Annotated in this window: 21 protein-coding genes and 1 tRNA gene; 12 read left to right on the top strand and 10 right to left on the bottom strand. The window is 71.5% G+C overall.

Annotated elements, in window-relative coordinates; genetic code table 11:
• Positions 1-56: 56 nt before the first annotated feature.
• Together ACZ4TW_RS01975 and ACZ4TW_RS01970 are read right to left on the bottom strand one after the other, a co-directional pair.
• Complete coding sequence (locus ACZ4TW_RS01975; protein ID WP_465539625.1) at positions 57-2,576, bottom strand: glycoside hydrolase family 65 protein; 2,520 nt, start codon at positions 2,574-2,576, stop codon at positions 57-59.
• Positions 2,573-3,274, bottom strand: coding sequence for an HAD family hydrolase (locus ACZ4TW_RS01970; RefSeq protein ID WP_465540249.1), 702 nt, complete (start codon positions 3,272-3,274; stop codon positions 2,573-2,575). Before ACZ4TW_RS01970 ends, ACZ4TW_RS01975 begins: the two co-directional genes overlap by 4 nt.
• A 338-nt stretch (positions 3,275-3,612) precedes the next feature.
• On the opposite strand from ACZ4TW_RS01970, the gene ACZ4TW_RS01965 reads away from it, so the two are divergent.
• The 4 genes from ACZ4TW_RS01965 to ACZ4TW_RS01950 all read left to right on the top strand — a co-directional run bounded on the left by ACZ4TW_RS01965 (position 3,613) and on the right by ACZ4TW_RS01950 (position 5,640).
• A tRNA-Leu gene (locus ACZ4TW_RS01965) sits at positions 3,613-3,699 on the top strand.
• A gap of 101 nt (positions 3,700-3,800) precedes the next feature.
• Positions 3,801-4,472: a phosphatase PAP2 family protein gene (locus ACZ4TW_RS01960; protein ID WP_465539623.1), complete on the top strand. Its 672-nt coding sequence runs from the start codon at positions 3,801-3,803 to the stop codon at positions 4,470-4,472.
• 62 nt (positions 4,473-4,534) lie between these two features.
• On the top strand, positions 4,535-5,254 hold the full coding sequence (locus tag ACZ4TW_RS01955; protein ID WP_465539622.1) for an ABC transporter substrate-binding protein: 720 nt from the start codon (positions 4,535-4,537) through the stop codon (positions 5,252-5,254).
• 8 nt (positions 5,255-5,262) lie between these two features.
• Positions 5,263-5,640 (top strand): cupin domain-containing protein, encoded by a 378-nt coding sequence (locus ACZ4TW_RS01950; RefSeq protein ID WP_465539620.1) that lies wholly within the window; start codon positions 5,263-5,265, stop codon positions 5,638-5,640.
• Here the strand turns inward: ACZ4TW_RS01950 and ACZ4TW_RS01945 are convergent, their stop codons facing one another.
• The 3 genes from ACZ4TW_RS01945 to ACZ4TW_RS01935 all read right to left on the bottom strand — a co-directional run bounded on the left by ACZ4TW_RS01945 (position 5,641) and on the right by ACZ4TW_RS01935 (position 7,471).
• Complete coding sequence (locus tag ACZ4TW_RS01945) at positions 5,641-6,195, bottom strand: YbaK/EbsC family protein (RefSeq protein ID WP_465539618.1); 555 nt, start codon at positions 6,193-6,195, stop codon at positions 5,641-5,643. It abuts the gene before it with no gap.
• 39 nt (positions 6,196-6,234) lie between these two features.
• Positions 6,235-6,621: a DUF2255 family protein gene (locus ACZ4TW_RS01940; RefSeq protein ID WP_465539616.1), complete on the bottom strand. Its 387-nt coding sequence runs from the start codon at positions 6,619-6,621 to the stop codon at positions 6,235-6,237.
• 97 nt (positions 6,622-6,718) lie between these two features.
• The gene (locus ACZ4TW_RS01935) at positions 6,719-7,471 is read right to left on the bottom strand and encodes a DeoR/GlpR family DNA-binding transcription regulator (protein WP_465539614.1); all 753 of its coding nucleotides are present in this window, start codon (positions 7,469-7,471) and stop codon (positions 6,719-6,721) included.
• Positions 7,472-7,519: 48 nt separating this feature from the next.
• Between ACZ4TW_RS01935 and ACZ4TW_RS01930 the strand changes: the two genes are divergently transcribed.
• A complete protein-coding gene (locus ACZ4TW_RS01930; protein ID WP_465539612.1) occupies positions 7,520-7,900 on the top strand; it encodes a DUF4406 domain-containing protein in 381 nt (126 codons plus the stop codon).
• Positions 7,901-7,914: 14 nt separating this feature from the next.
• Here the strand turns inward: ACZ4TW_RS01930 and ACZ4TW_RS01925 are convergent, their stop codons facing one another.
• On the bottom strand, positions 7,915-8,637 hold the full coding sequence (locus ACZ4TW_RS01925) for an SOS response-associated peptidase (RefSeq protein WP_465539610.1): 723 nt from the start codon (positions 8,635-8,637) through the stop codon (positions 7,915-7,917).
• A gap of 241 nt (positions 8,638-8,878) precedes the next feature.
• On the opposite strand from ACZ4TW_RS01925, the gene ACZ4TW_RS01920 reads away from it, so the two are divergent.
• Positions 8,879-10,660, top strand: coding sequence for an LVIVD repeat-containing protein (locus tag ACZ4TW_RS01920; RefSeq protein WP_465539608.1), 1,782 nt, complete (start codon positions 8,879-8,881; stop codon positions 10,658-10,660).
• Between the two features lie 59 nt (positions 10,661-10,719).
• Here the strand turns inward: ACZ4TW_RS01920 and ACZ4TW_RS01915 are convergent, their stop codons facing one another.
• Positions 10,720-11,379, bottom strand: a complete 660-nt coding sequence (locus tag ACZ4TW_RS01915; RefSeq protein WP_465539606.1) for a DUF305 domain-containing protein — start codon at positions 11,377-11,379, stop codon at positions 10,720-10,722.
• 71 nt (positions 11,380-11,450) lie between these two features.
• Here ACZ4TW_RS01915 and ACZ4TW_RS01910 point away from each other — a divergent pair, with 71 nt between their 5' ends.
• Complete coding sequence (locus ACZ4TW_RS01910; RefSeq protein ID WP_465539604.1) at positions 11,451-12,635, top strand: low temperature requirement protein A; 1,185 nt, start codon at positions 11,451-11,453, stop codon at positions 12,633-12,635.
• A 12-nt stretch (positions 12,636-12,647) separates the two neighbouring features.
• On the opposite strand, the gene ACZ4TW_RS01905 is transcribed toward ACZ4TW_RS01910, so the two are convergent.
• Positions 12,648-12,818: a hypothetical protein gene (locus ACZ4TW_RS01905; protein ID WP_465539602.1), complete on the bottom strand. Its 171-nt coding sequence runs from the start codon at positions 12,816-12,818 to the stop codon at positions 12,648-12,650.
• Positions 12,819-12,896: 78 nt separating this feature from the next.
• A complete protein-coding gene (locus ACZ4TW_RS01900; RefSeq protein ID WP_465539601.1) occupies positions 12,897-13,907 on the bottom strand; it encodes an SDR family oxidoreductase in 1,011 nt (336 codons plus the stop codon).
• A 90-nt stretch (positions 13,908-13,997) separates the two neighbouring features.
• On the opposite strand from ACZ4TW_RS01900, the gene ACZ4TW_RS01895 reads away from it, so the two are divergent.
• The 5 genes from ACZ4TW_RS01895 to ACZ4TW_RS01875 all read left to right on the top strand — a co-directional run bounded on the left by ACZ4TW_RS01895 (position 13,998) and on the right by ACZ4TW_RS01875 (position 16,697).
• Positions 13,998-14,129, top strand: a complete 132-nt coding sequence (locus ACZ4TW_RS01895) for a hypothetical protein (protein ID WP_465539600.1) — start codon at positions 13,998-14,000, stop codon at positions 14,127-14,129.
• A 124-nt stretch (positions 14,130-14,253) separates the two neighbouring features.
• Entirely contained in the window at positions 14,254-14,745 is a 492-nt protein-coding gene (locus ACZ4TW_RS01890) for a hypothetical protein (protein WP_465539598.1), read from the top strand.
• On the top strand, positions 14,742-15,971 hold the full coding sequence (locus ACZ4TW_RS01885; protein ID WP_465539596.1) for an NRAMP family divalent metal transporter: 1,230 nt from the start codon (positions 14,742-14,744) through the stop codon (positions 15,969-15,971). Before ACZ4TW_RS01890 ends, ACZ4TW_RS01885 begins: the two co-directional genes overlap by 4 nt.
• Positions 15,972-15,979: 8 nt before the next feature.
• Positions 15,980-16,360, top strand: coding sequence for a hypothetical protein (locus ACZ4TW_RS01880; protein WP_465539594.1), 381 nt, complete (start codon positions 15,980-15,982; stop codon positions 16,358-16,360).
• Entirely contained in the window at positions 16,347-16,697 is a 351-nt protein-coding gene (locus ACZ4TW_RS01875; RefSeq protein WP_465539592.1) for a PRC-barrel domain-containing protein, read from the top strand. Before ACZ4TW_RS01880 ends, ACZ4TW_RS01875 begins: the two co-directional genes overlap by 14 nt.
• Here ACZ4TW_RS01875 and ACZ4TW_RS01870 read toward each other — a convergent pair.
• The gene (locus tag ACZ4TW_RS01870) at positions 16,658-17,893 is read right to left on the bottom strand and encodes a DNA polymerase domain-containing protein (protein WP_465539590.1); all 1,236 of its coding nucleotides are present in this window, start codon (positions 17,891-17,893) and stop codon (positions 16,658-16,660) included. The two genes, ACZ4TW_RS01875 and ACZ4TW_RS01870, sit on opposite strands and share 40 nt — an antisense overlap.
• Between the last annotated feature and the right edge of the window lie 9 nt (positions 17,894-17,902).

Raw genomic sequence — 17,902 nt, 5'->3', positions numbered from 1 at the left:
GCGGGTGCGAACGCGCCCGGAGCGGCGCCGCCGTGCGGCGCGCTCGCCCGCCGGCCTCAGTCGAAGACCGCGGCGGCCTCCTCCTCGTCGACGTCGAGCGAGAGCGTGGGGATCGAGGCGGTGAGCAGGGTGCCGTCGGCGCGGCGAGCACCGCGCACGTTCTGCATCGTCGGAGCGCCCACACGGCGGGCGCCGTGCCCGTCGAGTGCGACCACGACCGGCGCGCCGGGCGCGACGAGGATGGCCTGCCCGCGCACCGAGATCGGGACCGCCACGTCGGGTTCGCCCACCTCGACCGTGAACCGGATCGACTCCGCGGTGAGGTCGACGCGGATGCGCGAGCCCCGGATGGTGAGGCGGAAGCTCAGTCGCTCCCAGCCGTCGGGCAGGCGCGGGTCGAACGTGAATCGGCCGTTGTGGTCGCGGAACCCGCCGAAACCGGACACCAGGCCGGCCCACACGCCGCCCGTCGAGGCGACGTGCACGCCATCGGCCGCGTTGTGGTGGAGGTCGGCGAGGTCGACGAACAGCGCCGAGCGGAAGTACCGCAGCGCGAGCTCGTGGTAGCCGACCTCGGAGGCGATGATCGACTGGACGACGGCCGACAGCGTGGAGTCGCCGGTGGTCAGCGGGTCGTAGTACTCGAAGTCGGCGAGCTTCTGCTCGGTGCTGAAGCGGTCGCCCTGCAGGTAGAGGGCGAGCACCACGTCGGCCTGCTTGAGGACCTGGAAGCGGTAGATCACCAGCGGGTGGTAGTGCAGCAGCAGCGGCAGGTGGTTGTCGGGGGTGTGCTCGAGGTCCCACAGCTCCTTCTCGAGGAAGGCGGAGTCCTGGGGGTGGACGCCGAGGTTCTCGTCGAAGGGGATGTGCATGTGCGCTGCGGCGCGGCGCCAGCTCGCGACCTCGGCCGGCGTGACGCCGAGGCGCTCGATGAGTCTCTTGTGCCCGATCGGGTCGTCGACCTGGAGGTTGTCGACGGCCGCTGCCGCGGCGGCGAGGTTGGCCCGCGCCATGACGTTCGTGTAGAGGTTGTCGTTCACGACGGTCGTGTACTCGTCAGGCCCGGTCACGCCGTGGATGTGGAACACGTCGTCGGTGTTGGTGCGCCAGAACCCGAGGTCCTCCCACATCCGGGCGGTCTCGACCAGGATGTCGATGGCTCCGCGCGCGAGGAAGTCCTCGTCGCCCGTGGCCGCGACGTACTGGCACAGCGCATACGCGATGTCGGCGTCGATGTGGTACTGCGCGGTGCCCGCCGCGTAGTACGCGCTCGATTCGAGCCCGTTGATGGTGCGCCACGGGAAGAGGGCCCCGCGCTGGTTGAGCTCGAGGGCGCGCGCGCGGGCCGCCTCCAGCATGCGCTGGCGGAAGCGCAGCACGTTGCGGGCCACGATCGGCGCCGTGTAGCTGAGGAACGGCATCACGTAGATCTCGGAGTCCCAGAAGTAGTGGCCGCCGTACCCGGAACCCGACACGCCCTTGGCCGCCACGCCGCCGCCGTCGGTGCGTGCGGTCGCCTGCGCCAGCTGGAACAGGTTCCATCGCGCGGCCTGCTGCAGCTCGGGCTGCCCGGCGATCTCGACGTCGGATCGGGCCCAGAAGTCGTCGAGCCAGGAGCGCTGCTGCGAGAACAGCTCGGCCACGCCGATCTCGGCGCCGCGGTCGAGGGTGCGGTCGCACCGATCGACGAGCTCGCGAGCGGGAACCTTCCGCGCGGTGTGGTAGCTGATGAGCTTGGTGATGCGGATGGGCACACCGCGCTGGGCGCGGATCCGGTAGATGTGCTTGGCGAGGTCGTCGCCGATCGAGCCGGTCTCGGTGAACTCGTTGTCGGTGACGATCGAGTGCAGCGCGCCCACCGAGATGGCCATCTTCGAGTTCGTCGCCTGGTAGCCGAGCATGTAGCGCCCGCCGTCGCGGCGCTGCACGCGCGGCTGCAGCACCCGCTCGGTGAACGTCTCCGCCTTGCGCGGGTCGAAGGCGCCGGGCGCCTCGGTCACGCCGCCGCGGTACTCGTCGCGGCCATCCTGCCGGTTGAGGATCTGGCTCGAGATGGTGACCGCGGCGTCGGCGTCGAGCAGTTCGACCTCGTAGTCGATGACGCCGAGGTGCCGGTCGGTGAAGCTCGCCATGCGTCGGCTCGTGATGAGCACGCGCTTGCCCGACGGAGTCCGCCATTCGATGCGGCGGCTCAGGACGCCGAGGCGGAAGTCGAGCCGGCGCTCGTACCCCATGATCTCGGCCTCGGTGATGACGAGCGGCTCGTCGTCGACGTAGAGGCGGATGATCTTGGCATCGGGTGCGTTCACGATCGTCTGCCCCACGCGCGCGAAGCCGAAGGCCTCCTCGGCGTGGCGGATCGGCCAGGTCTCGTGGAACCCGTTGACGAACGTACCGTGCATGTGGCCGTCGCGGCCCTCCTCGACGTTGCCGCGCAGGCCGAGGTACCCGTTGCCGACGGCGAAGAGGGTCTCGGTACGGCCCATGTCGCCGACGCCGAACTCGGTCTCGACGAGCGCCCACTCGTCGACGGGGAAGACGGTGCGGTTCATCGGGTCGGTGTCGGCGAACCTCATGCGCGGTCCTCTCCGTTCTGCTGGTCGGGGGACGGCGCAGCCCGGCCCGCCCGCTCGAGCGCGGGGATCAGCTCGTCGAGCTCGTCGACGATCACGTCGGCCCCGAGCTCGACGAGGGCCTTGCGGCCCACGCCGCGGTCGACGCCCACCACGAGTGCGAACGGCCCGGTGGCGCCGGCCTTCACGCCCGATTCGGCGTCTTCGATCACCGCGCACTGCTCGGGCGGCAGGTCGAGGAGTTCGGCGGCGCGCAGGAACATGTCGGGCGCCGGCTTGCCGGGGATGCCCTCGCGCGCCGCGACGGCGCCGTCGACGACGACGTCGAAGCGGTCGGCGATTCCGGCCGCGGCGAGCACGGCGGGCGCGTTCTTGGAGCTCGAGACCACCGCGACCGCGCCGCCCGCCCGCTCGATCGCGTCGAGGAGCGCGACGCTCGCCGGGTAGGGCTGCACGCCCTCGTCGGCGAGGGTCGCGTTGAACGCCTCGTTCTTGCGGTTGCCGAGGCCGTGCACCGTGTCTTCGGTCGGGGCGTCGGTCACGTCGCCCTCGGGCAGTCGGATGCCGCGGCTCTCGAGCAGCGACCGGACCCCGTCGTATCGGGGCTTGCCGTCGATGTACGCGAAGTAGTCGGCATCGGCGTACGGCTTCGCGCCGTGCGCCTCGAGGAACGGCGCGAACAGCCGCGCCCACGCGTGCATGTGCACGACCGCGGTCGGCGTGAGGACGCCGTCGAGGTCGAACAGCCAGCCGCGGATGCCGCCCAACTCGACCTCGCCGGGGGAGACGAGGGCGTCGGTCGAGTTCGCGCGCTCGCTGGCATCGCGGGGGAGGGTCACGGCGATCCTTTCGGTTGGGGGAGACGGTCGGGCGCCGTTGCCGGTAGTCAAGGCTATTCCTGTGGTGCGGGCGGCGCGAGGGGTTGCGGGCGACTCCGGGCTGAGGCCCGAGGCGATGCGAGGTGGGGAGGGGGAGTGGCCGGATGGCACGAGCAGGTATGTTAGTCTCGGTTGGCTGGTTCGCAACTGCGAATCGGTATGCGCAAGTGGCGGAATAGGCAGACGCGCACGGTTCAGGTCCGTGTGCCCGTGAGGGCGTGGGGGTTCAACTCCCCCCTTGCGCACCAGGTTCGACGTGATGGTCGGCATCAGGCCCGTTCGAGTTCAGGAATGACTCGGCGGGCCTCTTCCGTGCTCGACGACTGAACCCGCGACTAGGCTGCCGGGCATGCACCGGGTCCTCCGCTCGTTCGTCCTGCCGGGGCTCGCGGCGATCGCGGTGCTCGCAGTGGCCGGTCGAGTCGTCCGATTCGTCGGCGGCGACGACCCTCCCGAGGACCGGGCGGTCCGCGCGCTCCAGGGTGCGTTCGGCCACGGACCCCACGGCGGCGCCGCGTCGGTCGAGCGACCCGAGGCTCGTGAGCTGCTCGACCGGGTCACGGCTCCACTCTCGTGGTACTCGGGAGTGCCGCAGACGATTGCGAACGGGGCCTTCTGGTGCGCCGTGACGTGGGGGCTCACGCGCGACTGGCGCTCGGCCGTCGCCCCCGGTGCGGCGCTCGCGCTGGAGACGGCCTGCTTCGTCGGATCCGCGGCCCTGGTGGGGCGCCCGCGCCCTCGGAGCGTGTGGCGGCCGGAGCAGCCGCACGCCACGTCGTCGTTCCCGTCGGGGCACACGGCGGCATCCGTCGCGATCCACACCACGCTCGCCGACCTGCTCGATCGGCACGCGGGTCGCCGCGCCCGCCTTCTCGGGCCCCTCCTGCGATACGCGATCCCCGGCGGCATCGCGTTCTCGCGGATCTACCGCGGTCAGCACCACATCACCGACACGGTCGCGGGCGTCGTGCTGGGACGCTGGAGCGCCGCAGTCATCGACCGGGAGCTGCTCGAGTCCTGAGCCGCCAGGTGCCCGGGGAATCCGGCGACCCACGGCGCCGCCGCGGCGGGTATCCTCGCGCCATGGGCGAGCCCGCGCGCGCACTCCGGGTCGGATCGGCACTGCCCGATCCGCCCTTCGAGCGGCACGCGCCATCCGGGCCCGAAGGCTTCGACATCGACCTCACGCGCGAGCTCGCCGGCCGGCTCGGCTGGGAATGGGAGCTGCATCCGTACCTCGGCTCAGACTTCGAGGGGATCTTCGACGCCCTCGCCGCGGGCGACGTCGACTGCGTGGCATCCGGCACCACCGTCACGCCAGAGCGGCAGCAGCGGGCGGAGTTCTGCGCACCCTACTTCGTGTCGGGGCAGGCGCTCGCCGTCGACCTGCGACAGCACCCCGGCGTGCGCAGCATCGACGACCTCGAGGGCCTCGTCATCGGGGTCCAGCAGGGCAACACGAGCCAGCCGATCGCCGAACGGCTCGTCGCCGAGGGTCGGGCGGGGCGCGTGCGCGTCTACGCGTACGACGAGATCCCGCAGGCGATCGCCGACCTGTCGACCGGCGGATGCGACGCCTTCATGAAGCTCGAACCCGTGCTGCGCACGCTCGTCGCGCCCACCGCGAGCGTGCGCGTCGTGCAGGCCGGCATCTCGCGCGAGGAGATCGCCGTGAGCGTCGCGCGCGGGAACGACGAGCTTCGTCGCCGGCTCGACGACGCGCAGCGGTCGCTCGCGGCATCCGGCACCCTGCAGGCGCTGGTGCGGCGCTGGCTCGAATCGCCGGCGGAGGGGAGCGGGTGATGCGATGCGTGCGGTTGTACACGTCCGACGGGCTCAGCCACGTCGAGGAGGGCGAGCTCGAGCTCCCGCAGCCTCGGCGTGACGACCGCGCGACGGACGACCTGCCGGCCTCGCGCGTGCGATTCCAGCACAGCCCGCCCGGATCGAGCTTCGCCTGGCACGACGCGCCGGCCCGCCAGCTGGTCGTGACGCTGCGCGGCACGCTCGACTTCACGACCCGCGACGGCGAGCGGTTCACGCTGCGGGCGGGCGACGTGCTGCTCGCCGAGGACACCAGCGGGAGCGGCCACGAGTGGACCATCGTGGGCGAGGAGCCGTGGGAGCGCTGCTACGTGGTCCTCGCCGAGGGAGCCGAGGTGCCGTTCCGGGCGGACGGCGCCGGCTGATCAGTGCGCGGCCGGCGCGGCCTGCGCGAGCGGGAGCACCTCGGCGTTCGGCAGCGACGCGAGGAACGCGCCGGTCACGAGCAGCTTCGACCCGCGGATGCCGCTGCCCACGATGAGGCGTTCGTGCTCGGCGACCGACTCGTCGACGAGGATCGGCCAGTCGGCGGGGAGGCCGACGGGCGTGATGCCGCCGTACTCCATCCCGGTGAGGGCCACCGCGTCGTCCATCGAGGCGAACGACAGCCTGCGCGCCTCGAGGTGGCGGCGCACGACGCCGTTCACGTCGGCTCGGTCGGAGCCGCGGACCAGCACGGCCGCATGCCAGGTGCGCTCGCCGCGGCGCGCCTGGACGATGACGCAGTTCGCGCCATCCGCCATCGGGATCTCGTAGTGCTCGCAGAACGCGGCGGTGTCGGCGAGGCCGGGATCGATCGCGGCGACGAGCACATCATGGGTCGGGCCGTCCGTCGCCGCCTCGAGCGCCGCGGCCGTGGGCGGCGCGAGCAGTTCGGGCGAGTCGAGCGCGGGCGTGAAGTCGAGCGTTCCGAAGCGCATGGTGCGAGGGTACGACGGATGGCCCGACTCGCCGACGACTCACTCCCTCGCATCGAGGCGAAGGGTCGTCGCGCGGAGCGCCGGGCCGACGACCGTCTTCACGACGTTCGGCGGATACCGGTCGTACTTCCCGCGGTACGCGGCATCCACCGCCTGATGCGTCGCCTCATCGGCGGCGGGCACGTCGACGAACGCGACGTCGCGCTCGACCCCGCCGGCCCGGATGCGGCCGGTGCCGCTCCGCTTCGCGCGGACGAACCATCCGTTCTCGGGCCCGTACGCCGACCGCACGTACAGGTCGTCGCCGACACGCACGACCCAGATGATCACGTACTTGCGCAGCGTGCCGTCGCGCCGGTACGACGCGACGCGCAGTTCGTCGGCGTCGCCGATGCGGTCCAGCTCGTCGTGCGTCCAGCTGCTCATGTCGGTTCCTTCCGATGCGTCGATCCTGCGCCGACGGCGTCGGTGACCGCCAGTGCGAGCGCGAGACCGGGCGTGGGCTCCGGGTGCACGGGCGGAGCTATGTGCGGATGAGTGGGACCCCGGCCGCGGCCAGCGCCTCGAGCGCAGGGCTGTCGTCGGCATCGGTGATGACGCCGCTCACGGCGCCGAGCGGGAGCACCTCGAACGCCGACGCCGCCCCGACCTTCTCCGCGCTCGCGAGCACGTAGGTGTCGCCGGCGCGCGCCGCGAGGGCCCGCTTCATCGCCGCATCCTCCCGATCGCCCGTGGTGAGGCCGGCCTCGGCGTGCACGCCCGTGACGCCGAGCAGGAAGACATCGGCCCGCAGGTGCGACGCCGCCTCGACCGCGGTGGCGCCGTACGCCACCATCGAGTGCCGGAACAGCCGCCCGCCGATGATCTCGACGTCGATGCCGTGGTGGTCGGCGAGGGCGACCGCGACGGTGGGACTGTGCGTCACGACCGTGGCGCGGAGGTCGCGCGGCAGGGCCGCGACGACCGCCAGCGCGGTCGTGCCGCCGTCGATCGCGACGACCGAGCCCGGTGCCACGAGGGCCGCGGCGGCCGCCGCGACGCGCTGCTTGCCCGCGGGCGACACCGACGTGCGAGCGGCGTAGTCGGCGATCGCGGGGGAGACCGGGAGCGCGCCGCCGTAGACGCGCTGCACCAGGCCAGCCGCGGCGAGCTCGCGGAGGTCGCGGCGGATCATGTCCTCGGTGACGCCCAGTTCGGCAGCGATCTCTCGGGCGACGAGGCGGCCGTCGCGACGGAGGCGCTCGAGCAGCAGGTCGCGGCGTTGGGCAGTCAGCACACGTTTCTCCTTGATTGTGCGTGTTCATCCATACTATTCTGCCCAACCATGGAACCCAAGCTGATCCTCATCGCCGGCCCCTACCGCTCCGGAACGGGCGACGACCCCGCACTGCTCGACCGCAACCTCCGTCGTCTCGAGCAGGCCGCATGGCCCGTCTTCGAGAAGGGACACGTGCCGATGATCGGCGAGTGGGTCGCGCTCCCCGTGCTGGCGAGCGCCGGCGCCGACGGCATCGCCCACCCGCTTGCCGAGCAGGTCATGTACCCGACGGCCCACCGCCTGCTCCAGCACTGCGACGGCGTGCTGCGGCTCCCCGGCGATTCCCGCGGCGCCGACCAGGACGTCGCGATCGCGCGCGAACGCGGCATCCCGGTCTGGTATTCGATCGACGAGATCCCGGATGCCGCGGACGCCGACGCCGCCTGACCCGCTCCGCGCGGTCAGGCGAGGGTCGGCTCCTCGCCCAGCGGCTCGATCAAGGTCGGGTCGCCCGGATCCACCCGGCGGGAGTTGTTCACGCGCGGGTCGACCTCGTACTCGGTGATCGTGGGTGCCACCCGGTCGGACTGCGCGACCAGGAAGTCGACCATGGACCGGGCCTCGTCGGGCGACAGCTTGGCCGGGTCGAGGTAGTGGTCGATCGCGTCGAGCGGGAGGTACACCGGCATGCGGTCGTGGATCTCGCCCGAAGCGTCGCGGGCCTCGCGCGTGATGATCGACGTCGACACCTCCCACGTTCCGTCGTCGAGCTTGCGCGCGGTCGAGAGGCCCGCGGCGGCGAGCACCTCGTCGGGGCCGTGCAGGTAGTGCGCCCGCTTCTTGCCCGGCTCGCCGGTCCATTCGTAATAGCCGCGCATCGGCACGATGCACCGGCCCGAGGCGAACGCGCCCTTCCAGAGCCCGTTCGTCGCCACGGTCTCGATGCGGCTGTTGAACTGCGGCCGCTTCGAGTCCTTCATGAACGCCGGGTGGAAGTCCCAGCGAGCCGGCTCGAGTCGTCGCACGAACTCGCCGGTGTCGGACTTCGCGCGCTCGCGCACGATCGGGACCGTGTCGGTCGGCGCGAGGCTGTACGACGGTCGCCAGTCGGCGAAGTCGTTCTCGGCGTCGAACACCGCGGTGAGGTCGTCGGCCTGCTGGGAGACCACGAAGCGTCCGCACATGGGAGGCCCTCCGATCCGGATGGCTCGAGCCTACGCCGCGCTCCCGACACGCCGGACGGCGATGGATCGGGAAAACGGATGCTGCGCTCCACCGCACTTCATGGATACGTTGGGTGCAGAGATCGGCCCCCCCAGGCCGTGAGCCGCACGACGGCGTGCGTCTCTGCCATCGGAGGGCGATCGTTTCCGCAATGGAGCGAGAGAAAGAGGGCACCTGACGATGAGAACCTCGAACCGACCCGTGCGATGGCGTAGACGCGCCGTCGCCGCCGCCGGAGCGCTCGTGCTCGGCACGTCGCTGATGACCGCCACGGCGGCCTCCGGCGCAAGCGACCCCCGCGTCGACCTGCCGCCGGGGTACCTGGACGCGGTGACCGCCGAGAGCAACATCGAGCTCCTCGAGAACACGCCGCGCGTCGCACCGTTCGACGCGCCCCCCGGCAACTTCGGCTTCGTGAACTCCGACCTCGCCTTCACGGGCGACCACGCCATCGTCGGCAACTTCAACGGCTTCCAGGTGTACGACGTGTCCGACCCCACGGACCCCGAGCTCGAGTCGTCGTTCGTGTGCCCCGGTGGCCAGGGCGACGTGTCGGTCTACGGCGACCTGCTCTTCATGTCGGTCGAGGAGACGCGCGCGCAGACCGACTGCCAGATCGGGCCGAGTACCGGGACGAACCCGCTGCGGTTCCGCGGCGTCCGGATCTTCGACATCAGCGACCTGAGCAACCCCGTCCAGCTGCCGGGCGTGCAGACCTGCCGCGGTTCGCACACGCACACGCTCGTCACCGACCCCGATGACCCGGCCAACGTCTACATCTACAACTCGGGCACCTCCGGCGTGCGCTCGGCGCTGGAGCTTGCGGGCTGCGAGAACGTCTCCTCGAACACGCAGACGCCGATCACCTCCGGTAATCCTGCGCAGTGGCGGATCGACGTCATCAAGGTGCCGCTGGCAACGCCCGAGACGGCCGCGATCGTCAGCCAGCCGCGGATCTTCACCGATCCGGCGACCGGTGCGTTCAACGGCCTGCAGAACACGCTCACCGGGACGCCGCACCCCAGCGGGCCGGCCTACAGCCCGCTGCCGAACACGAACACGTGCCACGACGTCACGGCGTTCCCCGAGATCGGGCTCCTCGCGGGCGCGTGCCAGGGCAACGGCCTGCTCGTCGACATCTCCGATCCGGTGAACCCGGTGCGGATCGACGCGGTCGCCGACCCGAACTTCTCGTACTGGCACTCCGCGACGTTCAACAACGACGGCACGAAGGTCATCTTCACCGACGAGTGGGGCGGCGGCACGTCGCCTCGCTGCCGCGCGGCCGACCAGCCGCAGTGGGGCGCGAACGCGCTCTTCGACATCGTCGACGGCAAGCTGAAGTTCGCGAGCTACTACAAGCTCCCGGTGCCGCAGACGGTGCAGGAGAACTGCGTGGCCCACAACGGCTCGATCGTTCCCGTGCCCGGCCGCGACATCATGGTGCAGGCCTGGTACCAGGGCGGGCTCTCGGTGATCGACTTCACCGACACGGCGAAGCCGGTCGAGATCGCGTACCTCGACCGCGGCCCGATCAACACGCCGAACCCGACGGGACTGAACCTCGGCGGGTACTGGTCGACGTACTGGTACAACGGCAACGTGTTCGGCAGCGAGATCGCGCGCGGCTTCGACAGCCTGGCCTTCCTCGAGAGCGAATGGATGTCGGCCAACGAGATCGCCGCCGCAGGCGAGATCCAGCTCGACGAGTTCAACGCGCAGCTGCAGGCGAAGCTGGTGCACGCGCCGAGCTTCGCGGTCGTCGGGTCGTACGTCGATCAGGCCGATCGGGCGAACACGATGACCGACAAGGCGCTCGCCCAGGTTCGCAAGCACCTCGCGGAGGCCCAGGTGCTCGTGGCCGACGGTTCGAGCAACCGGTCCGTGATGGCTCAGCTCGACAACGCCATCCGCAAGTCGGGCCTGGCGGCCGATTCGGCCGTCGTGACGGCCATCGAGGAGCTGAAGGCCACCTTCAGCTGATCCCCACCGCATGACGATGCCCGGCGATCTTCGGATCGCCGGGCATCGTCACGTGCCCCTCAGGACGTGCGCTCGGCGAGCAACTGCTGCATGCGCGTGATCTCGATGCCCTGATCGCCCTCGACGTGCCGGGCGAACTGGCCGACCGACGCCTCGTTCCCGCCGCCGGCGGCCCACAGGTCGGCGACCATCTCTAGCGCACCCTGGTGGTGCCGGATCATGTATTCGAGGAAGAGCCGCTCGAACTCGACGCCGATCGCCGCCTCGAGGCGTTCGAGCTCCTCGTCGGTGAGCATGCCCGGCATGTCGTGCGTGTCGCCGTGCGCACCGTGCTCGTCGCGCAACGGCGTGCCGCGGTCCTGCAGCCAGCCCGTGATGAGCTTCAGCTCATCCTCCTGACTGATCCGCATCCTCTCGGCGAGCAGGCGGATGTCGCGGTCGTCGGTGCGTGCGTCGACCCATCCCGTCATGGTGATGGCCTGGTCGTGGTGCACGATCATGTCCTGCATGAACGACACGTCGGCCTCGGTGTGCTCGGCCTGCGGAAGCTGTGCCGCCTCCTCTGGCGACATCGTGCGGTTCGGCTCGCCGGGGGCCCCGAGTTGGACGATCGGGCCGGTCGGTTCGGGGCTGTCGGGGCCCGTCGTCGTGCACGCGGCAAGGCCGAGCGCGAGCACCAACGCCGTGCCGAACTGCCAGGACCGCCCCATCGCCGTCATCCCTCCAGTCAACACGAAATCATCGGGGCACGCGAACCGCCGGCAGCCGACGGCGATGCGAGGATGACGGCATGGTCTTCGGACTGCGCGCCGACGTGTTGCGCCCCACCGACACCGAGCGCGCCCAACGGGTCACCTACGTCGAGCTCTTCTTCGACCTCGTGTTCGTCTTCGGGCTGACCCAGCTCGGCTCCTACCTCTACCACAACCAGACGCCGCTCGGTGCGCTCGAGGGCGTCATCATGCTCGTCGCACTGTGGTGGGCGTGGGTCTCGACCACGTGGGTCACGAACTGGCTCGACCCGGTGAAGCTGCCTGTGCGCGCCGCGGTCATCGGGCTCGCGTTCGTCGCGTTCGTGATGAGCGCCGCGATCGCGGAGGCGTTCGGCGACCGCGCGTGGACCTTCGCGCTCGCGTACATCGTGCTCAAGCTGGGTCGCGCTGGCTTCATGGTGTGGGCCACCTCGCGCCACGATGCGACCGTGTCGCACGATTTCGGCAACGTGCTCGTGTGGGCGATCGGGGGGTCGGCGCTGTGGATCGTGGGTGCGCTGATGCCGCTGCCCCTGCAGCTGCCCCTGTGGGCGGCTGCGCTCGGCCTCGAGCTCGCGGGCAGCATCAGCGGCTACCCCGTGCCCGGCCGGGCGCGCATGGAGATCGGGCGTTGGGATGTGTCGGGCTCGCACATCGCCGAGCGCACCGCGTTGTTCGTGCTCATCGCGCTCGGCGAGGGCCTGCTCGTCACGGGGTTCGCGTTCGTCGCGGCGGAGTCATCCGTCGAGGGCGTGGTCGCGGTGGTGACCGCGTTCGTCGCCGCGGCCGCCTGCTGGTGGATCTATTTCGACCACGGCGAGCGGATCGGAGCCGAGGCGCTCGAGGCGGCCGGCGCGCCGGGGCGCACCGCCAGGACCGCGTACTCGTGGGTGCACCTGCTGGTCGTCGGCGGCATCGTGCTGCTCGGGGTGGGCGACAAGGAGGTGCTGGGCCATCCGCACGAGCAGAGCGTCGCCGCGGTCGTGACGGTGCTCGGCGGGCCGATGCTGTTCCTCGTGGGCACTGTCCTGTTCCGGCGCGTGCTCGAACGCCGGTGGATGCGCGCGCAGCTCGCGGGCATCGGCGGGCTCGTCGTCGTCGCGGCGGTCACGCCGCTGCTCGACCCGCTGTCGACGGGTGCGCTCGCGGCGCTCGTGCTCGTCGCGACCGCGGCGGGCGAGACGATCGAGCGGAAGCGGCGGCGCGTACCGGAGGGCGGGTAGCCGAGGGCGGGGTCAGCGCCCGCCGAACTCCTCGTCGTCGTCGTCCGGGTCGGCGACCTCCTCGAGTACGTACTCGGTGTCGTCCTCGCCGAGGCCCTCGGCCTCGAGCTCGTCCTCGTACTCGCTCTCGGCCAGGCGGCCCTTGTCGAACGGTCCCTCGAGCGGGTCGACGAAGCTGGTCATGGCATCCCCTCTCACCTGTGTGTCGTCAGGCTAACCCCGAGGGCGGTCGCCCGCACCCCCTGCTCCCGAGGGAGCGGGTCAGCGGCGCGGCAGCGCGAGGATGCGTTCGAACGCGGCATCCGCCACCGGGTCGACGACCTGCAGTTCGGGATGCGCGTCGTGGAACGCGACGATCTCGCGCGCGCCCTCGTCGAAGGTGATCGTCGTGCGGAACTCCGGCACGAGCGCCTTCACCTTGGCGTTGTCGAAGACCATCGAGTGCGCCTTGTCGCCGATGAGACCCGGCCCCCAGTCGGGATGCACGGCCGCGATGGTCTCGGATGCCACGTGCACGAGCTCGGGCTCGGCGACACCGGCGGCTTCGGCGAGCCATCCGTAGACCTGGTTCCACGTCGGCGCGTGATCGCCCGTGATGTGGAACGTGTCGCCGACCGCGACGGGGTTGCCGAGCAGGCCCACGAACGCCACGGCGAAGTCGGCGTGATGGGTGAGGGTCCACAGGCTCGTGCCGTCGCCGTGCACCACGACGGGGTTCCCGGCGCGCATGCGGGCGATGTCGGTCCAGTGCCCGGTCGTCGGGATCAGGGTGCGGTCGTACGTGTGCGACGGGCGCACGATCGTCGCGGGGAACCCGCGCTCGCGCACGGCCGCGACGAGCAGGTCTTCGCAGGCGATCTTGTCGCGCGAGTACTCCCAGAACGGGTTCACCAGCGGCGTCGACTCGGTGACGGGCAGCCGGCTCGGTGGGGTCTGGTAGGCGGATGCCGAGCTGATGAACACGTACTGGCCGATGCGTCCCTCGAAGAGATCGAGGTCGGCCTGCACGTGCTCGGGGGTGAAGGCGAGGAACTCGCAGACGACGTCGAACTCGAGCGGGTCGGCGGTTCCGTGCCCGAGGGCGCTGCGCACCGAGTCGGGGTCGCGGATGTCTCCGACGACCTGCCGCACGTCGGCCGGAAGCGGCCGCAGGCTCGACGAGCCGCCGCGATTCAGCACCGTCACGTCGTGCCCGACCGCGACGGCGCGTTCGACGCAGGCCGAGCTGATGACGCCGCTGCCGCCGATGAAGAGGATCCGCTTCGCGTTCATCGCCCCATGCTGCCATGGCGCTCGCCGCGCCCGCGCCCGCTTGTGCTGCCAAGGGTCGCGACACGCCGTCCACGCCATCAGGCGCGCGGCGTGTTGCGACCCCTCGGTGTGATCGCGGGCGTCATGGGTCGAACGGATGCCGCCGACCGCCCGGACACGGCCCGTCGAGCCCGGGCGCTCTTCCACGCCGCCTTCGCGCCGCGCTCGACGCCGGTCGAGTAGCCGCGACCCGACGCCTCGAGACAGCGGCCGCCCGAAGGCCTCGTGAGGCCCTTGGCGCCGTTCGACCCGAAGGAGGGCGCGCGTCGCCCGGCCGCGTCGGCGCTCGCCGCGGTAGTTTCGCGGTGTGGGGCTGGAGCGCCGGTGGCCGGTCCGACGCCGAGGCGGGCGCCGGCGCCATCCGTCGCGCTCGACACCGCCGACGACGGCGCTCGGCACCGGCGTCGCCATGACGCTCCTGCTGGCCGGCTGCGCGAGCCCGTCCGACCAGGTGACCGACGCCATCGACCAGGGGATCGCGGCGACCGCGACCGCAGGCCTGGCACTCGAGCTCGACGACCGCGACCGCATCTTCGGCACAACCGCGTCGACCGCGGTGGAGGATGCGCGCCGCGAGGCCGCGGACGCCGCCCGGACCGTCGCCACCGTCGACGCCACCGAGGCGAGCGAGGCAGGCCGGCGCGCCGAGGCGCTCGACGCGCTCGACGAGGCCGTGCTCGCGATCGATGCGGCCGTCGACGCGCTCGCCGGCGTCGGCGCCGATCCGGCCGACGCCGCCGACCGGGTCGCCGAGGCCGAGCAGGGCCTGCAGGCCCTCACCCGGGAGGGCCGCCCGTGAAGCGCATCTTCGCCGTCGCGCTCGGCATCCTGACCGCCATCGGCGGATTCGTCGACATCGGCGACCTGGTCACGAACGCGGTGGTCGGCTCCCGGTTCGGCCTCGGCCTGGCGTGGGTGGTACTGGTCGGGGTCGTCGGGATCTGCGTGTACGCCCAGATGTCGGGCCGCGTGGCCGCGGTCAGCGGCCGCGCCACCTTCGAGGTGATTCGCGAGCGGCTGGGTCCGCGCGCCGGGCTCGCGAACCTCACGGCGTCGTTCCTCATCACGCTGCTGACGGTCACGGCCGAGGTCGGCGGCGTGGCGCTCGCCCTCCAGCTGGCGACGAGCGTCGGCCCGGGATGGTGGATCCCGGTGGCCGCGTTCGGCGTGTGGATCGTGGTGTGGCGGGCGAAGTTCTCGCTGCTCGAGAACGTCACGGGACTGCTCGGGCTCGCGCTCATCGTGTTCGCGGTGGCGCTGTTCATGCTCTCGCCCGACTGGGGCGCGCTCGTCGACCAGGCGCTCACGCCCCAGGTGCCCGACGCCGAGCCCGTCGCGACGTACTGGTTCTTCGCGGTCGCGCTCTTCGGCGCCGCGATGACCCCGTACGAGGTGTTCTTCTTCTCCTCGGGCGCGGTCGAGGAGGGCTGGACGCGCAAGGACCTCGCCACCTCGCGCGCGAACGTGCTGGTCGGCTTCCCGCTCGGCGGGCTGCTGTCGATCGCCATCGCGGGGTGCGCGGCGGTCGTGCTCCTTCCGCAATCGATCGCCGTGACCTCGCTCAGCCAGGTCGTGCTGCCGGTCGCCCAGGCCGGCGGGATGCTGGCGCTGAGCTTCGCGATCGTTGGCATCCTGGCCGCCACGTTCGGCGCCGCCCTCGAGACCACGCTGTCGACCGGTTACACGCTCGCCCAGTACCTCGGCTGGTCGTGGGGCAAGTTCCGTCGCCCGGCGCGCGCGGCGCGGTTCCACGTGGCGATGATCGTGGTGCTGCTCATCGCGGTCGGCATCCTCGCCACGGGGGTCGACCCGATCGCGGTGACCGAGATCTCGGTCGTGTTCTCGGCGGTCGCCCTGCCGCTGACGTACCTGCCGATCCTGCTCGTCGCGAACGACCCGGAGTACATGGGCGAACACGTCAACGGGCGCGGCATGAACGCGATCGCGATGGTGTACCTGGTCATCATCCTCGTGGCGGCGCTCGCCGCCATCCCACTGCTGGTCATCACGGGGGCGGGCGCATGAGCGAGCGGATGGCACGACCGGCCGGCCGCGTGCTCGACGCGCAGTTGCACCTGCTCGACCGGCAGATCCTCGACCGCGACGGGGTGCCGGTGTCGGTCGTGGCCGACCTCGAGCTCGCCGGCATCGAGCCGGGACGGGCGATCGAACGCGATGCCGCGCCGCCGACCGTGACGGATCTGCTGGTGGGCATGGAGCTGCCCACTCGGATCTTCGGCGGCCGCCCGCCGCCGTCGCGACGCGTGCGGATCGCGTGGAAGCTCGTCTCCGACGTGGGCACGGTGCTGCGGCTCGGCGTCGCCGGCGACCGAGTCGACGCCACCTGGGTCGAGCGGTGGGTGAGCCGCCACGTCGTCGGCCGGATCCCCGGAGGTCGTCATGATCCTCACTGAGCTCCTCGGCGCCGACGTGGTCGACTCCAGAGGTGAGCGCATCGGCTCCGTGGTCGACGCGCGCTTCGCGATCGACGGGCTCCCCGGTCAGCTGCTCGCGCAGCCACGACTGGTCGGCCTGCTGGTCAGCCCGCGCAGCCGCACGTCGATGTGGGGGTACGAGCGCACGGGGGTCCGCGCGCCGTGGCCGATCGCCCACTACCTGCGGCGGGTGCACCGCGGCCTCTTCCTCGCGGCGTGGGCCGACCTCGCCCGGATCGACGAGGGGCGCGTGGAGTTGCGCGAGGGCTATGAGCGTCACGACCCGCGGTTGCGCACGGCCTCCCAGGGGTCGTAGTCGACGAGCAGCGGCTCCTGGTCCGGCCGTTCGCGCTCCGGCACGTGCTGCAGGTTCACGCGAACCCGGTACCACAGCGAGCTCGAGCCGCGCATGCCGTCGACCATCACGTCGGCCGGGCTGAGGTGCGGAACGACGCCGGCGTGGGCCGCCTTCCACCGCTCGAGCGCGTCGAGCGCCTCGGGCTTGGTCTCGGTGCGCGCGACCTCGATGAGCGGCATCGTCGACTGCCGGCGCCCCGATCCGTCGCCCGACCCGCGTGGTGCCTTCTCGGCCGGGCCGAGCTCCTCGGCGAGCCCGAGCAGCCCGTCGAGGTTCCCTGCGGCCTCGTCGATGCCCGCGTGCGGATCGCCGAGCTCGGCGTACCGCTCGAGCACGGTCGCGACCGTGAACTCCTCGGGCCGGCGGGTCGGCACCTCGCTCCAGTCGAGCGGGGTGGACACGCGCGCGTCGGGCAGGGGCCGGACCGAGTACGCCGACGCCACCGTACGGTCCTTCGCGTTCTGGTTGAAGTCGACGAACACGCTCTCGCCGCGCTCCTCCTTCCACCAGCGCGCGGTGGCGAGCCCGGGCGCCCGGCGCTCGACCTCGCGGGCGAGGCTCTCGGCCGCGAGTCGCACCTCGGGATAGGTCCAGCGGGGCTCGATCCGCACGAGCAGGTGCATCCCGCGCGAGCCCGACGTCTTCGGCCAGCCGACCAGCCCGTGATCGGCGAGCACGTCGCGCGCGATCATCGCGACGTCGACGATCTGCGCCCAGTCCACGCCCGGCATCGGGTCGAGGTCGACCCTGAGCTCGTCGGGGTGGTCGAGGTCCTCGGCGCGGACAGGGTGCGGGTTGAGGTCGAGGCATCCGAGGTTTACGACCCACGCCAGCCCCGCGGCATCCCGCACCACCGCCTCTTCGGCCGATGTGCCCGACGCGTAGTGCAACGTGGCGGTGTCGATGAAGTCGGGATGGTTCTCGGGCACGCGCTTCTGGAAGAACGGCTCCTTCGCGATGCCCTTGACGAAGCGCTTGAGCACCATGGGCCGGCCGCCGGCACCGCGAAGGGCGCCGTCGGCGACCGCGAGGTAGTACCGCACGAGGTCGAGCTTCGTGAGTCCGACCTCGGGGAAGACGACCTTGGCCGGATGGCTCACGCGCACGTCGCGGCCCTCGATCTCGAGGATCTCCGCGTCATCCTTGGCAGCCACGACACCACA

The organism is Agromyces sp. NPDC029043, assembly GCF_055564615.1.
This window is presented reverse-complemented; position numbering and strand designations above follow the sequence as displayed.